Raw genomic sequence first — 16,453 nt, 5'->3', positions numbered from 1 at the left:
GTGTATCTGAATAAATCATCATGGTTTCTTCTGCTATTCGTTATATCCGGTCGTATAATTCCATATAATGACGCAATTTGGTTTTGATGTTATCGTCGAAAGCATCTTGTGGAGCTACCCAGCTCCAATTTCCTGTGCTGCTCGCTGGATTGTTCATGCGATGCATTCCCGGAAGGGATAAGAGATCTTGCAATGGTACAATGACGGTGTCTGCTACCGAAGCGTATGCAGTTTTCAACATGATATCAGCGATATTCGTTTTATCAGCCTTGACAGATGTATACTGGGAGAGCCGTTCCTTGGCATCATCATCCAGTTCGTCAGTAAACCAACCTACGACAGTATTATTGTCGTGCGTACCCGTATACGCAAAGGAATTCCGGTCATAGTGATGTGGAATATGAGGGGAAAATGCCATATCATCGCCGAAGGCAAATTGAAGAACTTTAGTCCCCGGTAATTGGAAAACATCCCGCAATTCGTATACAGCGTCGTCTATGTCACCCAGATCTTCTACAACAAAAGGTAATTTGCCTAATTCAGCTTTAATTCGGGTGAAAAAATCTTTTCCTGGACCAAGCTTCCACTGCCCATTTTTTGCTGTCTCGTTTGGAGCAGAAACTTCCCAATAGGCCGCGAACGCTCTGAAATGATCAAGCCGAATCTTGTCAAAAAGCTTGCTGTTATGCATTAATCTTGCTATCCACCACGCATAGTCGTCCTGTTTGATTGCTTGCCAGTCGTATACAGGCATTCCCCAAAGTTGACCGTCCGCATTGAAATAATCTGGTGGTACGCCAGCGATAGATCGAAGTTTTCCATCCGTTTCCAGCGAAAACAAGTGTGGGTGTGCCCAAACATCCGCCGAGTCGTGCCCAACGTAGATAGGAACGTCTCCTAATATGTGTACGCCGAGTTCCCCGCAATGGGTTTTCAATTTTTTCCATTGGCGGAAGAAAATATACTGTATCCATTTTTCTTCACGAAGTTGCGAGCGATGTGCAGCTTCAAATTTAGCAAGCGCCTGCGGATTATGCAACTTATACGGTTCTGGCCATGCATACCATGGGGTATCCGGATAAGCGTTATGTAAACTAGCAAACAATGCGTAATCATCCAGCCAATACGCTTCTTCCGCACAAAAAGTTTTAAAATTAGGATCGTTGGCAAGATCTGCCCGTTCGAATGCGATGTGTAGCCATTCTTTTTTTATGGATTCAACTCTTGCAAAATCAATTTGTGTACAGACATCAATGGTAGTCTTTTCTAACTCTTTTTGCGTCAGCAGGCCGTCATCTACTAATGTCTCCAGACTTATTAATAAAGGATTCCCAGCCATCGCGCTCCGGGTGCTGTATGGAGAATGACATTGTTCATTAGCGGTAGGTCCTAACGGTAATATTTGCCACCATCGCTGTCCACTGGATTGTAGGAACCTGGCAAAATCATACGCTCCTGGACCGAGATCGCCAATCCCAAAACGAGAAGGTAAAGAGCTAATATGCAATAATACGCCCGCGCTTCTAGGATTCGGTGGTTCGCTATAATGAACAACGGCAAGCGGAAAGTCCTGAAAAACAGATGACAGTTTTAATGCTGTACCCTCTCCTGTAATAGCGCATAATAGGTGTCGCCAGTGAACCGGTAGCCTATTTGGCAAAATAACGGTTGTATCCTTCCAATCCAGACGGTGCACTACACCGTTTTGTAATTCTGTGATGGCAGCAAGATGGAGGGGTAATATAATGATTAACCAATCTTGTTGATGTTTACGGGCGTAAGCTAATATATGCTCGCTATATTTTCCTTTCACCTCTAAAGGAATATATTCCCCTTTTGTAAATAATAGGCGATATTGCTGACGAAGATGGAGCAAGGTGTTCAGCAGCCAAAGCTTAATTTTCCCGTTGTATCGTTCTTTCCAGAGAGTTGGAAGGATGCTATTATTCTCTAGCGCGTCGATTTCCTGTAAATATCGCTGCCGGATAGTATAATCAACTTGACGCCTGTTATCGGGATCCACAAAGCTCAGGTCCCAAAGTTCTGTACCTTGATAGGTGTCCGGTACGCCCGGGCAGGTGAATTTTAATAGGAGCTGAGCCAACGCATTGAGGATACCAAAGTCTGCCATGCGTTTTAAGTAAGCATGGAAAACGGGGAAGAAAGGTCCTTGCTTAGCTAATAGAAACTGAGCAAAATGCTGGACACGCTGTTCGTAGGATTCATTTGGTTCTGCCCAATCAGAATGTTCTTTCCCTTCTCGTAAGTATTTCGTTAGGTAATTTAAAAGCCGGTCCTCAAAGTCGTAGTCCGGACAATCGGGCATCGGATAGGATCCAAACATTGCTTGATAGATGGCATAAATGTCATTAGGATACGGTAAATCTCCTTCATAGTGGTCTTTTATAATTTTTTGCCAGATCTCAACTTGTTCCATCCAAGCTTCGGGCCAAGCGGTCAATACCTGGAGGCGAGCCCTTACATCCTCACCTCGTTTAGTATCGTGTGTAGCCGTGGCATTTAGTGCAGAAGGCCAAAGCGCTTGTCGTTTCTGCATAGCGCTATGAAAAGCAGAAACGCTGATACCAAAGTTTGCTGGATGATCACCGACTTCGTTATGGCCAACGAACCGATTATACGTATACATGAGCGTATCTTCGACACCCTTTGCCATGACGGGGCCCGTGAATTGCATACAGCGTTGAAAGAAGATTATGGCGTTTTTGCGATAGAGTTGACCAGGCTCATATTGTGCCCGTTTAATAACTCTCCGTAATCTTTCGGTTCCTTGAGCATTATCGGGCTCTTTCTGCAATATCGCATCGAAAACAGCCATGACCGTGTTATAGTCCTCTGCTTGGAAAGGGAAGTTTTCTTCGTAAAGCCGATATACGGGGAAATATATCAAGAATGCCTGTATGGCGGATCGAAGTTCTTGCAAACCAATAGGAAGCGAATGAATATCAAGGTTTAAATCAAAAAATAATTGACATAGATTGTCAACTTCTCCTTGCATGTGTTTGCATAAAATGGCTCTTTTCTTCTCGATTTGTTCTTCTTCTATCGAATGGCTTTGTCCGACGAATCCTTCGTAAAAATAGGTGAGAAGTTTTTCGCTTTTGCTGTATGTACAGACGTTATTACACAGCGCCAGAAAATCATAACCTGTTGTACCTTGGATGGGCCAATCTCGTGGAATTTCTTCCTCTTGTTCTACTATCTTTTCAACGACGATATACGTGTCCGATCCGCACATTTTCCGCAGATCTCTTGTATATTTTGCAGGGTTATAAAGACCGTCTATGTGATCAATACGAAAGCCATCTACAATTTTTTTAGCATGGAGTTCTCCTATAAAGCGATGTACGTCTTTAAATACAGCATCATCCTGCATATTCAAACAAATCAATCCGTTGATGGTAAAGAAACGCCGATAATTTATACGCTGATCTGTTTCTGTCCAATGACACAGCTGATAATGTTGTTTGGATAGGATGTCCAATATTTTTTCTTTATTATCATTGATGTTATCCAAACATTGGTTTATTTCTTCATAAGTAGCAGGGTTAATGGGAAGCCGATGATCAAAATAGGTAACGTACAGCTGCTGCTTATCAAATATAACGTTAATTTCTCCCGATTGGACGGCTTCATGGAGATCCTTTCCCAGAATAGGAATCATCAGTTTACCGTTCTCAAAGAATATACTATGATGTGTCGTGTCGAAATAGGTGCTGTATATGGACAGATCGCCATATTCCAAAACGTCCATAAGCCAACGATTTTCATGATGAAATGCCATGTGGTTTGGAACGATGTCCTGTAACCATTTTATATTAAAGTCGGCAAGCCGCGCTTTAAGTTTTATCAGCTGATCTAATGTTCCCAGTTCTGGGTTAATCTTATTAAGTTCCGTTCCGTCGTAGCCATGCACACTACCAGGGACCGCTTGTAGGATAGGAGAAGCGTAAATGGTGTCAATACCGAGATTATGTAGATAATCTATGATCTGCTCGAAATGTTGAAAATCAAAGTTTTTATTAAACTGGATACGGTACGTGCCGCTTGGTATGTCCATTATATATAATTCCGCTAAAAATAAAGTTGTACTGAAATGATGAAGTATTGTTAATGACCTCTATGTAAACTAAACGTCAAATAGGTCGTTTAGTTTAGAGAAAAGTAACGATTTAGTCATAAAATAATAAAAAGAAAAATTTTCAAAACGAGATCATCCGAATGGTGTTCTATATGTACCTATGAAGTTGAAACTAAAATAATTTACCATGAAAATAGGAATAACTTTTTCTGCTTTTGATTTATTACATGCAGGACACATTAAAATGCTGGAAGATGCCAAAGAACAGTGCGATTTTCTCATCTGTGGGGTGCAGACTGATCCGACCCTGGATCGACCGGAAAAAAATAAACCCACGCAGACGGTTTTTGAACGTTACATGCAATTGCGGGGTTGCAAACACGTAGATATGATCATCCCGTATGCGACGGAACAAGATCTGGAAGATATACTGCGTTCGTATAAAATCCATGTGCGGATTTTGGGAGACGAGTATAAGGACAAAAATTTTACGGGAAGGAAGTATTGTGAAGAAAAAGGTATCGAACTTTACTTTAATCGTAGAGAGAACCGGTTCTCCAGTTCGTCGTTACGGAAAATCATCGCAAAGAAACAGTGTGAGGAACCTGTTTCCATCGTTCATCTAAAAGAAAATATGGAGCTGCCGTTACAGCGGCTAAATGCATAAGAGATACAGCGTAAAAGAATAATAGGATTTGATAGTAAAAAATGAAAGTAGGAATTATTTTTGGAGAATTTGATCTTTTACATTTAGGTCATCTCGTCATGTTGGAAGAGGCTAAACGGTATTGTGACCATCTGATTGTTGGATTAAAAACGGATACTAAAGAACGGGATCGAAATAGTTCACATCCGGCTCAAACCGTTGTCGAGCGGTTCATTAAACTGGAGGGGTGCCGGTACGTAGATGAAATTATTCCTTATGAATCTGACGAAGAATTAATGGATATGTTGCAGTCCCTGCCTATCGATATTCGGTTTGTAGAGGGGATGGTTTCGCATTTTCCGGGAAAAGATTATTGTCTGAAAGAAGGGATCGAAATTCAATATACGAAGCGGAAACATCGTTTTACGAGTGATAGGCTACGAAAGGTTGTGACAGAGAAGGAACTTACGAAAGAGCAGCTGGTTAAAACGATCAATTAGAATCTTAGCAAAAAACAAGAGCAAGGTATGAACAGGGTAACAGTAGGCATTGTAAGCAATAATAGGAGGTTGCGGGTCGCATATAGATTATTATTTGAACAGGAGACGGAAGGGAATGTGGAGGTTCTGTGGGATGCCGTTTTGGGTGACGAGGTCAAGGCATGCCAAAAATACTGTGGACAGCCGGATGTGCTCGTGGTGGATTATGAAGGAATGTGTGATCAGGCTTCTTTCGGTCTGGAAGAGCTAAACTATATTTTTCCTGAAAGCAAATTTTTATTCGTCTGCGACGATTTTAATGCAAGTCGGACTCGGGAATTGGGAAAGAATCTGCAACAATTTCTAATTTCAAAATATTGTTCTGTTCAGACGTTATTGTCCGCTATTTCCAGTCTTATTTTGAAAACTTCTCCTTTTCTATTTCAACCCCAAAAACCAACTTCCTTTTCGATGAATAATTAGAGAAGACCTTCAATCATTCGCATCTAAATAGATATTCCGCTATGCTATTTCAAATTATGTATTACCCGGGGTAAGGCAATCTTAAACCATTGCGTATAATTTTCCGGATTTTTATTGATATCGGCTAAAATTTCATTCAGCTCCATCCATTTATAATCTTGAACTTCATCTTTGTTGATCTTCGGTTCCTCATTGGAGTAACCGATACAAACGTAATCGTATTCATTTTCTATCAAATCGTTTTCAACTTCAATTTTATAAATAAACGAATGCGAAAACTCCAAATCACATTCCAATCCCATTTCATACACTAAACGCTCTGCAGCACTTAACAATACATCTTCTTCCCATTGGGGGTGGGAACAACAAGTATTGGTCCAAAGTCCAGCGCCATGATATTTATGGTTTGCCCTTTGCTGTAAAAGAAGTTCATCTTTATCATTAAATATAAATACCGAAAATGCCCTATGAAGGTGACCTTTTTGGTGGGCTTCCAATTTTTCCATTTCACCAAGTGCGATATCGTTATCGTCTACTAATATTACTTTATTTCTTTCCATTTTTGCAGTTCAACATGGTTCTGAATAATTCATTTTAACGCTTCTCCATATACGCGCAGCGCTCTGTCTCTTGCAAAGCTGTGTTCAACTATTGGTGGAGGGTAGGCATCGGTTCCGAACTCAGGCAACCATTTTTTTATATATTCTAAATTTTTATCGAATTTTTCTGTCTGGGTAGTAGGATTAAAGATCCGAAAATAAGGCGCGGCATCGCAACCCGATCCCGCTGCCCATTGCCAATTTCCATTGTTCGCAGATAGATCGTAATCGTTAAGTTTTTCAGCAAAGTAGGCTTCGCCCCAACGCCAGTCTACAAGCAGATGCTTGCATAAAAAACTGGCAGCAACCATCCTTACACGATTATGCATATACCCCGTTTCATTAAGTTGTCGCATACCTGCATCCACCATTGGAAATCCCGTTTTACCACTACACCATTTCTCAAATTCAGTTTCATCATTCCGCCATTTAATACGATCATATTGCTTTTTGAACGACTCCCGCTCAACAGCCGGAAAATGATAAAGGATTTGCATAAAAAACTCCCTCCAGATCAGCTCGGATAGCCAGGTTTGATTGTGTTTGATAGCAAAAGCGACACACTTTCGAATGCTTATTGTGCCAAATCGTAAAGCAATGCCTAACTGTGTTGTTTTTTGCAGAGCAGGATAGTCCCGAAATTTGTCGTAATTATCAATGATGGCAGCTTCTAAAGTAGGATTTTCAAAAACTATATCTGTCTTTTTAAATCCAATGTCATGTAAAGAAAGGATTTCCGAAAAAGATAGCGGATATAGATTTTCTAATTTTATGTTATACAATTTATAGTGTTCAGCGTTTAATTTTTCCCTCCACTTTTTGGCATACGGCGTGTATATTGTATAAGGCGAGCTATCATTTTTTACGATATCATTTTTGTCAAAAATCACCTGATCTTTGAACGCTTGAAAACGAATGTCACGTTCATTTAAAAAATTATATATTTCTGTATCGCGCCGGATAGCACTAGGTTCATAATCCCTATTGCAAAAAACAGTTTGGATTGCAAATTTGTCGACCAGCATTTTAAAGATATCAAGTGGGGCTCCATAAAAAGTTTTGAGAGCAGAACCCTGTGATTTTAAAAGCACATTGATGTGTGTAAGTACTTGATGGATATAATCTACCCGCCTATCATTTTTATTGGTCAATCTATCCAATATATTTTGATCGAAAATAAAAATAGGCAAAACAGAAAATTCTGAAGAAAGAGCCCGATATAGGCCTACGTTATCCGTTAAGCGTAAATCTCTACGAAACCAAAACAGCGAAATTTTATTTTTTGCCACCATATTGTTTACGTTGAAATAGTTTGAAAAAATAGAGAACCAACAAAAACTGTGTGTAACCATAAACAGCGTCTTCAATGGGAATCGTCAGGATTCTTATTCCTAAAAAATCAGTAGGGTTATAGTTTACGATTGGCGCATCTAGCCCTGTGCCGGTTAGGATACCGTTAACCGGGAAAAAGCCTAATAATAATACGGTGAATACCAACGATGCTTTGCCTATCCAGTCCACTCGGGCAATAAGATGTAAATACACAAGTGTGGCTATGGCGGTGATTGCTGTTACAAGGGTGTATATTTTATCATCATTCAATAAGGCTATAACAGATAATATAATCACACTCACAAAGACAATAATGTTATTAAAAGCACTGAGCCACGTTAAATTGAAAAATTTGTCCAAGCAGAAATAAGTGAAGATGCAGGAAAAAGGAATACAAATAAAAAACAACCATTCTTCGATCGGTAATCCGGCTAGTATAATCCCCAACGTATAATTCGTATTGAACCACCAGACACCACGAGCCGTAAACCAGATATCCCAAGCGATAAATGGGATAGCGACAATCGTACCTGAAAGCAGAAAGGTGCCGAAGTGTTTGTGAAATTGAATTCTCCTGTCAAAAGATGCGATAAAGCAAACAATGATCGTGAAGAAGTTAATCAATAGATAAGTATAGGGCTGTAACATTATTTTTTGTTGAAGTACATTTTAAAATATTTGACAGGTACCCATAAAAATCCAAAACACTCACCGCGTTCCTTCCCCGTGTGTTTGTGATGTTGCTTATGTGCTCTCCTGATAGATAGTAAATACGGATTCTTGGTATCTCTCAAAACTTTTATACGTTGGTGTATAAATATATCGTGTACAAAAAAATAAGCCGCACCGTATAATGTGATACCAACCCCCATGTAAAATAGATAATTGTATCCCGCCTCTGCTCCGAAGTACATCAGTGCAATAGCAGGCGTGGCAAATATGACAAAGAACCAATCGTTCCGCTCTAACGAACTATCGTGGTTATGGTCGTGATGGTCTTTATGTAAACGCCAGAGAAAACCGTGCATAATATATTTATGAATAAGCCAAGTAGCACCTTCCATCAATATAAAAACGAGGAGTATGATTATAAAATTCATCATAGGAAAGCCATTTTATAACGTAAATAGCTGGTGAGTGCAACGAATACTTTCTGTGTATTTGGAATTCTAATTCTGTTTTCCAAGATATCTTCAGATGATTTCTTTTTAATCTTGCAGAACAACGAAAGGTAGTATTTGTAAGCTAAGTACACACCGAACATAGAGGAAGTAGGAAGTTTCTTAATACCAATCAGGGCCTCCCTAAATTCCGTTTCAATTTCATTCTCGATTTGACTCTTTACGCTGTTATCAAATGCACACATGTCGATACCAGGAAAATAAGTGCGTCCCAATGTTTGGTAATCGTCTTTCAGATCCCTTAAAAAATTTACTTTCTGAAATGCTGAACCCAACTTCATCGCATAGGGTTTTAACTCTTCGTATTGCTTTTTATCGCCCTCAATAAATACCTGCAAACACATCAAGCCCACCACCTCGGCAGATCCGTAGATATAATCCTTGTACAGTTCCGAGTTGTAATCCATCTTTTGTAGATCCATTTCCATGCTGTGAAGAAATCGCTTGATGAGCGTTTTGTCAATGTGGTATTTATTAACCACTTCCTGGAATGATTGTAAAATAGGATTTAATGCAATCCCTTCTGCTAACGCAATATCCGTTTCTATTTTGAGCCTATCGAGTAACTTTTTTTTGTCATAACCATGAAAACTGTCCACAATCTCATCTGCCAATCTTACGTATCCATAAATAGCATAAACTGCTCGGCGGATCGTAGGGCTCAGGGCTAAGATACCTAACGAAAAACTGGTGCTGTATTTTTCAGTCGTTTTTTTACTTACTTCGTAAGCTAACTCATCAAATAATCTTTTCATAGCTTTTTATTTTTAGATGGTGGATTTCGTTGGCTGCTATTTTTCCCGAGATAATAGAAGGAGGTACTCCTGGGCCGGGAACGGTCAATTGACCGGTATAAAATAAGTTGCATATTTTCTTGTTTTTAATTTTGGGCTTCCATACGGCTGTCTGTGTTAAGGTATTGGCAAGGCCATAAGCGTTACCACCATAAGCATTATAATCCGATATAAAATCACTAATGCAATAACTTTTCTTATATTCAATCTTCGAAAATAAATCGGTTGTGCCTGTATGGCGTTCCACTCTTAGAAGCATTTCTTTCAAGTATCTTTCCCGTGTTTCTTCTCCATCTTCGATTCCGATAGCCAAAGGCATAAGTAGAAACAGATTTTCGCTGTTCTGTGGAGCAACATTTGCGTCTGTTTTTGAGGGGCAACAAGCATAAAACAACGATTTTTCGGGCCATTTTTTTTCGTTATAGATACAATCGATATGCTCATCCAAATCATGTTCAAAAAACAGGGTATGGTGTTTTAGATTTGGGATGGGGGCCTTGATCCCTAAATAATAGAGCAGACAGGATGGGGCAAAAGTACGCCGCTGCCAATATTTTTCGTCATAGTTCCGGAGCTCTTCGGGCAAAAGAGTCTCCGTGTGGTGATAATCGGAAGACGCAATGACCGCGTCAAATTCGTGATAGGCTCCATTAATAGTGAGTGACGTTATTTTGCCGTTTGCCACATTTATTTTTTCGATCGTGTGATTGAAATGAAAAACCGCTCCTTGATTCTCTGACACTTTTTGCATAGCTAATACCAATTGATAAAAACCACCCATAGGGTAGTGTGTCCCTAAGGCGTATCCTCCATAATTCATTAAGCTATATAACGCCGGAATATGTTTAGGAGAAGCACCCAGAAATATCACGGGAAACTCCATTAAAGCCCGTAATTTTTTATCGGTAAAATATTTAGCAACATACGTCCTAAAATTTGTTAGTAAATCAAGTTTGAAAACACTTTTGGCAATTTTTGGAGAGGCAAATTCTAACCAGTTGTGGCAAGGCTTATTAACGAAATCCTGCATACCGACTTCATACTTAAATTTTGCAGACTGCATAAATCTTTCCAATTGACGATCTGCTCCAACCTCTATCCGTCCAAATAAGTCTTTTAAGTCTTCGTACCGCTCGGGTATAGAAATTTTATCGTCAGCAAAAATCATCTCAAATTGTGGATTTAAGGAAATCAATTCAAAGAAATCAGCTGTTTTGCACCCAAAATCAGCAAAGAAGTTTTCCATAATGTCTGGCATCCAATACCAACTTGGCCCCATATCGAAAACGTAACCCTGTTCTGTGGAAAATTGTCTTGCCCTACCTCCAGGCTGAGCATGCTGCTCAAAGACGTGCACCTCGTTGCCTGCTTTTGCAGCATAGGCAGCAGCAGATATTCCGGAAAAACCAGAGCCGATGATCGCTATTTTTTTACGCATCTTTTACCTGTTTATCCGATAAATATGTTCTCGTTACGCTATCCAGCAATTCGGAGTTTTCGATATTTCGTAGAAATATAGGCTTGTGAAAATGATCCAGTTTATTCAATAACCTTATTAATTCCATTTTCTCTACATGATCCAGGTTTCCCGTTACAATCTTGGTAGCCTGTCGGATTTTATCCATCTGCTTATCCAATGCGTTTATGCCAGAAGGTGAAATGGTGATTATTTTACTTCTTTTATCCGTTTCTGAATCTTTTTGTATTATCCAACCCTGCGCGATAAGCCTATTGATAATTTGCATACCGGTAGGCTTATCTTGAATATTTTTTTTAATAAGTTCCATCTTCGTCATAGAACCAAAGGCATTCAGATTGATGAGATAAATAAACTCTTCTTGTGTAGAAAATTCGGAATTATGCATGGCAGATTTGGAATAGGTTTTTGCATACCTATTCATATGTACAATCAGCGTATTGATAACACTCTCTGGACTACGGCCGTTTTCTTTACCTTCCCAGTCAGGTTCATGTACGCTATTTTCCTGTAAACGCATTTCGTCATAGATCCAATGTTTGAAACCTGATATATCTGTTGTATAGTTTTTATTTTCCATTTCAAACTTTTCCATTAGGTTTATAATATCCTTTAGAAGCGTGTAGTCCATTCATTGGTATATTTTAATACTTTAATCACCGTTATTAGAACGCAAATATACCTTATTAGTTTTAATAAAGAACTTTTTTATACTATTTTTGTGTAGTGAAAAAAAATAGCCCGATGTGGGCTAAAGATGTATGATGGAAAAATAGGATTTCCGCAAGGTAAAATGGTTAATCTTTAATCGTCGCACCCCACCGGGGTGTACAGCAACGTATAGTCTGCATGTTCGTCAGTCTCCTGTACACCGGTATTGGTATTCATCTTTAGTGGCTTTTGAGCCAATTGATCGGGCGCGAATTTGAACGCTACCGCCATAGAATCATTCATCCCTTCTTGCATATAACGCCATATTGCCATGATCTCATCTCCGGCAATAGACCCTACCAACACTCCTTTACGGCTGTCTTTTTCTTTTGGTATCCAATTCATCTCGCCTTCCACCTTATTAGCATTTATAATTAGCTTTACCGTGGTTGTATCCTGTTGGTCAACGCCTTCTGTTCGGATAAAACAATAAGATTTTTGTTCCGGCCGGTTGCCTACCGTTGCATTGATGGTATCTCTGTCAATATGTTTTGGCTCCTCGTTGTTGCTATTTCCGCTACCTGTACATGATGCTAGTGCGATAGCAAATATTATGAGATATTTCATCAGTATATAGATTTGTTTTATAATACTTTACAATAGTAGTGCCGCAATTTAAAAACCCTTGTTTTCGTGGATTGAATGCGTTCGAATTCCATGGTAACTTTGAAGTAGAGATTTAAAGGTTTAGAAAAAATGAAAAAAATAATGTGGTTTATGGTATCTATTCTGCTTTTGGGATGTACCAAAGATGATGATCCAGCTCGGGAAAATGAAGATTTTAATAGCCTCTACGGTGGCATACCCTATAAAGGAACGGTTCAAGGACGTATTTCGTTGGATGAAGGTAATGCACTTGATCTCTCCGGAGACGGGAGTATTGCCCTTATCGAAGCGACAAGTGATTCTGTTTCTATCGTTTTTCTGTCGGATATCGACGACTTGGGCGAGATCAATATCAAGATACGCGGAGAATTCGATAGCAAATCTTTCCACATGGGAAAAGAAAGTTCCGGTATCTATTTTAGGGTTATTGATCAGATTATAAATGGAAAATTCACTTCCGAAACGCAAGATATGGTCTTTGAAGGGAAATTGGAGAAGGAAAGCGGGCAAATGGAAATGGTGGCCATATTCAAAGAAGAAACGGAGAGCTTTCCCGACGGAACAAGGTTGGAGCTTAATTTTGATACCAGTCGTAAGATCACTGAAAATGACGACGATGGAGCTGGCTGTCAGATGCGCATGGTTCCCATATGGGGTCCTAACGGTATGACTATGGGTATGGTTCCCGATTGTTAGTTTGCATATTTATCCGTAATTTCAAAAACAATCAGTGATTACATTTCACATGACACACAAACTCGGATTGTTTATTTTGTATTGGTTGTTTATAATAACATCCGGATTTAGCCAATCGAAAGAGGAGCTAAAGCACTATAGTGATAGTTTATACCGGCAACTTCAACAAATAGGAGATCACGAAACAAAAGCACAGGCCTTGTTCGATCTGAGTTTTTTTTGGTCAGATTACGATACAACTCAAGCGCTTTCTTATATACGCGAAGCTGAAAATGTTTTAGGGAGGACAGGTAGTTCGGGGTATTATCAAGGACTGAAAAGCTTTTACCGTGCCGCAGTCTATTTTGAGGCCGATCCTGCCAAAGCCAAACAAAAATACATGGAGGCAGAAGGCAGCTTGAAAGATGTGGGGGAAGAAAAACGTGCGGAGGCGTCACGTTACCGTGCACGGTTATGGGGGAGCTATGGTGCTTTATTGCAACGCGAAGGTAAAGCACATGAATATGTAGAAATTCTAATAGAAAAAGTCATTCCCTTAGCCAAAAGTATCGGAGACTCTTCTTTACTAGGGAATAACTATCAGAATGTCGCCATGAATTTAATGAATTTAGGCGATTATGAAAAAGCAGATGACTATTATAACAAAGCGCTCCAATTACTTAAAGGGAAGAAAAAGGCTTTAGAGGAGCGTTTTACACTATTTATCAATGCAGCACGCAATGCGTTGCTGCATAAAAATTATCGTAAGTCGGGTGAATGTATAGACAGTGCGGCCGTGTTGGCTGTTCAAATTCCCAACTCATCCTACATTCCAATATATCACGCTGTTTCGGGAAGTCATTGGGCAGCGATAAAAAATTATGAGAAAGCACATGCACATTTCGAAAGCGGGCTCTCCGCAGCAAAAATGCAGAACAATGACGATTTAGTCGCTACGTTGCTTTTTGACCAATTTGCGGCCTACCAAGCGAATAACCAATACGCTCCCGCAAAGAAAAAGTTGCTGGAGGTATTGCCCTATGTACGGCAAAAATCCTCTTTGCGAAATAAGCAAATGGTATACTATAATCTAGCTACTACCGCTACTGAATTACGCCAATACCAAGAGGCGGTCAAATGGTACGAAGCATATAAAAATGTGTCCGATACCCTTTTTTCTGATAAGAGCCAAGAACAAATCCATGAGCTGGAAAAGAAATACCAGACGGCTGAAAAAGAGAAAGCATTTCTTCAGATAAAGACCGAAAACCAAAAACAGCAACTTTCCTTACAAAATACACGTATGTTGGCGGGTGTTCTGTTGCTAACCAGTATTATATTAGGTGTGGTCAGCTATATTTGGTATAACGCGCTGAAAAACAAAAAAAAGTTAGCGGCACAAAAAGAATTGCTGTTACAGGAAGAACTTAAAAACCATCGACAGCAAGAAAAACTGAATTTGTATCATGCTATGCTGCAAGGACAGGAACGCGAACGTAGTCGAATAGCTAGAGATCTGCATGATGGCTTGGGCGGCATGTTGGCAAGTGTTAAACTGAAATTATCCGCAGTCGCTACAAATGTAGACAAACAAGAGATTAATAAGGAGTCCCATATGGAATTATATACCATTATCAATCAATTAGACCATTCGGTCAATGAACTACGCCGGGTAGCACGTAATATGATGCCCGAGTCCTTATTGTACATGGGGCTGGAAGCGGCTTTGAAGGATCTATGCAATGCCATGAGCAATGCTGAATTAAAGATAGATTTCCAGACGTCAAACTTGAATGACAATTATCCGCAACCTTTTCAAATCGCGGTGTATCGTATTGTGCAGGAACTGTTAACCAACGCTGTAAAACACAGCGGAGCTTCGCAGGTTTGGGTGCAATGTCGTGAAGAAGATGGGAAGTTTTTTATTTCGGTGGAGGACAATGGCCGTGGATTTGATGCCAAGAATGATCTATTTGAAAAAGAAGGAATAGGAATTTCTAATATCCGTAACCGTGTAGAAATATTAAATGGACAGTTTGATATTGACGCAACATTAGGTCGGGGAGCATCGTTTCATATTCAACTCGATATATATGGATAATGTTATCTCCGTCATCATTATTGACGACCATCCGTTAGTATTAAATGGGTTTGAGTTTATTCTAAATAGGAATGCCAATATCTTACTCAAAAAAACGTTTACCCGCGCGAAGGATGCGGTGGACTTTTTGGAGACCGAGCAGATAGATGTCGTGCTGATGGATATTAATATGCCCGATATGAATGGAATCGACGCGACTGAAATTATACGAAAGTCATACCCCGACACACGGATAATCGCCATTAGCAATCTAAACGAAGGAAGTATCGCTTCGCGCATGATGCAGGCTGGCGCCGCCGGCTACCTCCTTAAGAATGTGTCCGCAGAAGAATTGATCGACGCCATACAAGCCGTCTATCAAGGAGAGCAAGTGTTGAGCAAAGAAATGAGTGATGTATTGTCTGATAAACAGGATACCGTACCTAAAATCACGGAAAGGGAACGGGAAGTACTCGCTTTGATGGCCAAAGGATATACCACACCAAAGATTGGCGAACTCATGTTTATCAGTCCGCTGACGGTCGAAAGTCACCGACGGAATCTCTTACAGAAGTTTCGCGTGAGCAATTCGGTATCGTTGATTCATAAAGCTACCGAGATGAAGTTTATTTAATTTTAAAAAGATCATATTAGTAGATGCTTATTATTTGGATTAGTTCTAAATAAAATGTAGGTTTGTCGTCGATTTATGTTATGGATAATACGAACAACATAGACTGCGACAAAAGCAATATACTGAATGAATCTACTTTTAAGGCATTATACGATGCCCATTGGCTCCGGTTATTCCGTTATGCACTTTCTCATACGAAAGATCAGGCAGTTGCCGAAGAAATTGTTCAACAGATTTTTGAAAGCCTTTGGAGTAGACGGTCTGCCCTCCAAATAGATCATTGCACCATATCAAATTTTCTGACGCGCGCAGTCAAACTTAAAATCTTTGATCACCACCGTCATCTTGCTATACAGAGGCAGGCACAACCTATCCTTCTGGAGACGGCAGAACAATCGGCCAATACGACCGAAGATACCTGCCAATTCAATGAATTATCAACACAAGTCTCTATATTGGTCAGCCAATTACCAGAACGTTGCCGAGAGGTGTATCGTCTTAATATTGAGGAAGGGATGACTTATAAAGCAGTGGCATCGCGTATGGGGATATCGCCTCATACTGTTAAAGAACACCTGGCGCGAGCACGGCACTATATTCGGGAAAATTTGCAACGAAATTATAACGATCCCATACTTTTTTAATTTTTTATCCCCC

At 39.9% G+C, this 16,453-nt stretch carries 16 protein-coding genes; 7 read left to right on the top strand and 9 right to left on the bottom strand.

Annotated elements, in window-relative coordinates:
* Positions 1 to 40: 40 nt before the first annotated feature.
* Positions 41 to 4,078, bottom strand: coding sequence for a malto-oligosyltrehalose synthase (gene treY / locus EWE74_RS07960; RefSeq protein WP_130140935.1), 4,038 nt, complete (start codon positions 4,076 to 4,078; stop codon positions 41 to 43).
* Between the two features lie 208 nt (positions 4,079 to 4,286).
* Between treY and EWE74_RS07955 the strand changes: the two genes are divergently transcribed.
* The 3 genes from EWE74_RS07955 to EWE74_RS07945 are packed head-to-tail and all read left to right on the top strand — an operon-like array spanning position 4,287 to position 5,707.
* A complete protein-coding gene (locus tag EWE74_RS07955; RefSeq protein WP_130140934.1) occupies positions 4,287 to 4,766 on the top strand; it encodes an adenylyltransferase/cytidyltransferase family protein in 480 nt (159 codons plus the stop codon).
* A gap of 41 nt (positions 4,767 to 4,807) precedes the next feature.
* Positions 4,808 to 5,245: an adenylyltransferase/cytidyltransferase family protein gene (locus EWE74_RS07950; RefSeq protein WP_130140933.1), complete on the top strand. Its 438-nt coding sequence runs from the start codon at positions 4,808 to 4,810 to the stop codon at positions 5,243 to 5,245.
* A 27-nt stretch (positions 5,246 to 5,272) separates the two neighbouring features.
* On the top strand, positions 5,273 to 5,707 hold the full coding sequence (locus tag EWE74_RS07945) for a hypothetical protein (RefSeq protein WP_130140932.1): 435 nt from the start codon (positions 5,273 to 5,275) through the stop codon (positions 5,705 to 5,707).
* 44 nt (positions 5,708 to 5,751) lie between these two features.
* On the opposite strand, the gene idi is transcribed toward EWE74_RS07945, so the two are convergent.
* The 8 genes from idi to EWE74_RS07905 form a co-directional block, all read right to left on the bottom strand.
* Positions 5,752 to 6,267: an isopentenyl-diphosphate Delta-isomerase gene (gene idi, locus EWE74_RS07940; protein WP_130140931.1), complete on the bottom strand. Its 516-nt coding sequence runs from the start codon at positions 6,265 to 6,267 to the stop codon at positions 5,752 to 5,754.
* A 29-nt stretch (positions 6,268 to 6,296) separates the two neighbouring features.
* Positions 6,297 to 7,598 (bottom strand): cryptochrome/photolyase family protein, encoded by a 1,302-nt coding sequence (locus EWE74_RS07935; RefSeq protein WP_130140930.1) that lies wholly within the window; start codon positions 7,596 to 7,598, stop codon positions 6,297 to 6,299.
* A complete protein-coding gene (locus tag EWE74_RS07930) occupies positions 7,582 to 8,286 on the bottom strand; it encodes a lycopene cyclase domain-containing protein (protein WP_130140929.1) in 705 nt (234 codons plus the stop codon). Before EWE74_RS07930 ends, EWE74_RS07935 begins: the two co-directional genes overlap by 17 nt.
* The gene (locus EWE74_RS07925) at positions 8,286 to 8,741 is read right to left on the bottom strand and encodes a sterol desaturase family protein (RefSeq protein WP_165384667.1); all 456 of its coding nucleotides are present in this window, start codon (positions 8,739 to 8,741) and stop codon (positions 8,286 to 8,288) included. Before EWE74_RS07925 ends, EWE74_RS07930 begins: the two co-directional genes overlap by 1 nt.
* Positions 8,738 to 9,574 (bottom strand): phytoene/squalene synthase family protein, encoded by an 837-nt coding sequence (locus tag EWE74_RS07920; protein ID WP_130140928.1) that lies wholly within the window; start codon positions 9,572 to 9,574, stop codon positions 8,738 to 8,740. The genes EWE74_RS07925 and EWE74_RS07920 overlap by 4 nt, the downstream gene beginning before the upstream one ends.
* Positions 9,558 to 11,051: a phytoene desaturase family protein gene (locus EWE74_RS07915; RefSeq protein ID WP_130140927.1), complete on the bottom strand. Its 1,494-nt coding sequence runs from the start codon at positions 11,049 to 11,051 to the stop codon at positions 9,558 to 9,560. The genes EWE74_RS07920 and EWE74_RS07915 overlap by 17 nt, the downstream gene beginning before the upstream one ends.
* Entirely contained in the window at positions 11,044 to 11,685 is a 642-nt protein-coding gene (locus EWE74_RS07910; RefSeq protein WP_239018584.1) for a MarR family winged helix-turn-helix transcriptional regulator, read from the bottom strand. Before EWE74_RS07910 ends, EWE74_RS07915 begins: the two co-directional genes overlap by 8 nt.
* A gap of 209 nt (positions 11,686 to 11,894) precedes the next feature.
* Positions 11,895 to 12,368 carry a hypothetical protein gene (locus EWE74_RS07905; RefSeq protein ID WP_130140925.1) on the bottom strand — a complete coding sequence of 158 codons (474 nt, stop codon included), beginning with the start codon at positions 12,366 to 12,368 and terminating at the stop codon, positions 11,895 to 11,897.
* Positions 12,369 to 12,497: 129 nt separating this feature from the next.
* Between EWE74_RS07905 and EWE74_RS07900 the strand changes: the two genes are divergently transcribed.
* The 4 genes from EWE74_RS07900 (at position 12,498) to EWE74_RS07885 (ending at position 16,440) form a co-directional block, all read left to right on the top strand.
* Positions 12,498 to 13,103, top strand: coding sequence for a hypothetical protein (locus EWE74_RS07900; RefSeq protein ID WP_130140924.1), 606 nt, complete (start codon positions 12,498 to 12,500; stop codon positions 13,101 to 13,103).
* Positions 13,104 to 13,152: 49 nt separating this feature from the next.
* Complete coding sequence (locus tag EWE74_RS07895; RefSeq protein ID WP_130140923.1) at positions 13,153 to 15,183, top strand: ATP-binding protein; 2,031 nt, start codon at positions 13,153 to 13,155, stop codon at positions 15,181 to 15,183.
* Positions 15,176 to 15,796, top strand: a complete 621-nt coding sequence (locus tag EWE74_RS07890) for a response regulator transcription factor (protein WP_130140922.1) — start codon at positions 15,176 to 15,178, stop codon at positions 15,794 to 15,796. The genes EWE74_RS07895 and EWE74_RS07890 overlap by 8 nt, the downstream gene beginning before the upstream one ends.
* Positions 15,797 to 15,876: 80 nt before the next feature.
* Positions 15,877 to 16,440 carry an RNA polymerase sigma-70 factor gene (locus tag EWE74_RS07885; RefSeq protein WP_130140921.1) on the top strand — a complete coding sequence of 188 codons (564 nt, stop codon included), beginning with the start codon at positions 15,877 to 15,879 and terminating at the stop codon, positions 16,438 to 16,440.
* Positions 16,441 to 16,453: the final 13 nt, after the last annotated feature.

The organism is Sphingobacterium corticibacterium, from assembly GCF_004208525.1.
GTDB lineage: Bacteria > Bacteroidota > Bacteroidia > Sphingobacteriales > Sphingobacteriaceae > Sphingobacterium > Sphingobacterium corticibacterium.
The sequence above is the reverse complement of the archived record's forward strand: the minus strand, read 5'-3'. Positions and strand labels throughout refer to the sequence as shown.

Bases quoted from the DNA above. Each gene is read 5' to 3' on its own strand.
- EWE74_RS07955 (WP_130140934.1), top strand. From the start codon at position 4,287: ATGAAAATAGGAATAACTTTTTCTGCTTTTGATTTATTACATGCAGGA.
- EWE74_RS07885 (WP_130140921.1), top strand. From the start codon at position 15,877: ATGGATAATACGAACAACATAGACTGCGACAAAAGCAATATACTGAAT.
- EWE74_RS07895 (WP_130140923.1), top strand. From the start codon at position 13,153: ATGACACACAAACTCGGATTGTTTATTTTGTATTGGTTGTTTATAATA.
- EWE74_RS07910 (WP_239018584.1), bottom strand. From the start codon at position 11,685: ATGGAAAAGTTTGAAATGGAAAATAAAAACTATACAACAGATATATCA.
- EWE74_RS07915 (WP_130140927.1), bottom strand. From the start codon at position 11,051: ATGCGTAAAAAAATAGCGATCATCGGCTCTGGTTTTTCCGGAATATCT.
- EWE74_RS07890 (WP_130140922.1), top strand. From the start codon at position 15,176: ATGGATAATGTTATCTCCGTCATCATTATTGACGACCATCCGTTAGTA.
- treY (WP_130140935.1), bottom strand. From the start codon at position 4,078: ATGGACATACCAAGCGGCACGTACCGTATCCAGTTTAATAAAAACTTT.
- EWE74_RS07900 (WP_130140924.1), top strand. From the start codon at position 12,498: ATGAAAAAAATAATGTGGTTTATGGTATCTATTCTGCTTTTGGGATGT.
- EWE74_RS07925 (WP_165384667.1), bottom strand. From the start codon at position 8,741: ATGATGAATTTTATAATCATACTCCTCGTTTTTATATTGATGGAAGGT.
- EWE74_RS07935 (WP_130140930.1), bottom strand. From the start codon at position 7,598: ATGGTGGCAAAAAATAAAATTTCGCTGTTTTGGTTTCGTAGAGATTTA.
- EWE74_RS07905 (WP_130140925.1), bottom strand. From the start codon at position 12,368: ATGAAATATCTCATAATATTTGCTATCGCACTAGCATCATGTACAGGT.
- EWE74_RS07920 (WP_130140928.1), bottom strand. From the start codon at position 9,574: ATGAAAAGATTATTTGATGAGTTAGCTTACGAAGTAAGTAAAAAAACG.
- EWE74_RS07950 (WP_130140933.1), top strand. From the start codon at position 4,808: ATGAAAGTAGGAATTATTTTTGGAGAATTTGATCTTTTACATTTAGGT.
- idi (WP_130140931.1), bottom strand. From the start codon at position 6,267: ATGGAAAGAAATAAAGTAATATTAGTAGACGATAACGATATCGCACTT.
- EWE74_RS07945 (WP_130140932.1), top strand. From the start codon at position 5,273: ATGAACAGGGTAACAGTAGGCATTGTAAGCAATAATAGGAGGTTGCGG.
- EWE74_RS07930 (WP_130140929.1), bottom strand. From the start codon at position 8,286: ATGTTACAGCCCTATACTTATCTATTGATTAACTTCTTCACGATCATT.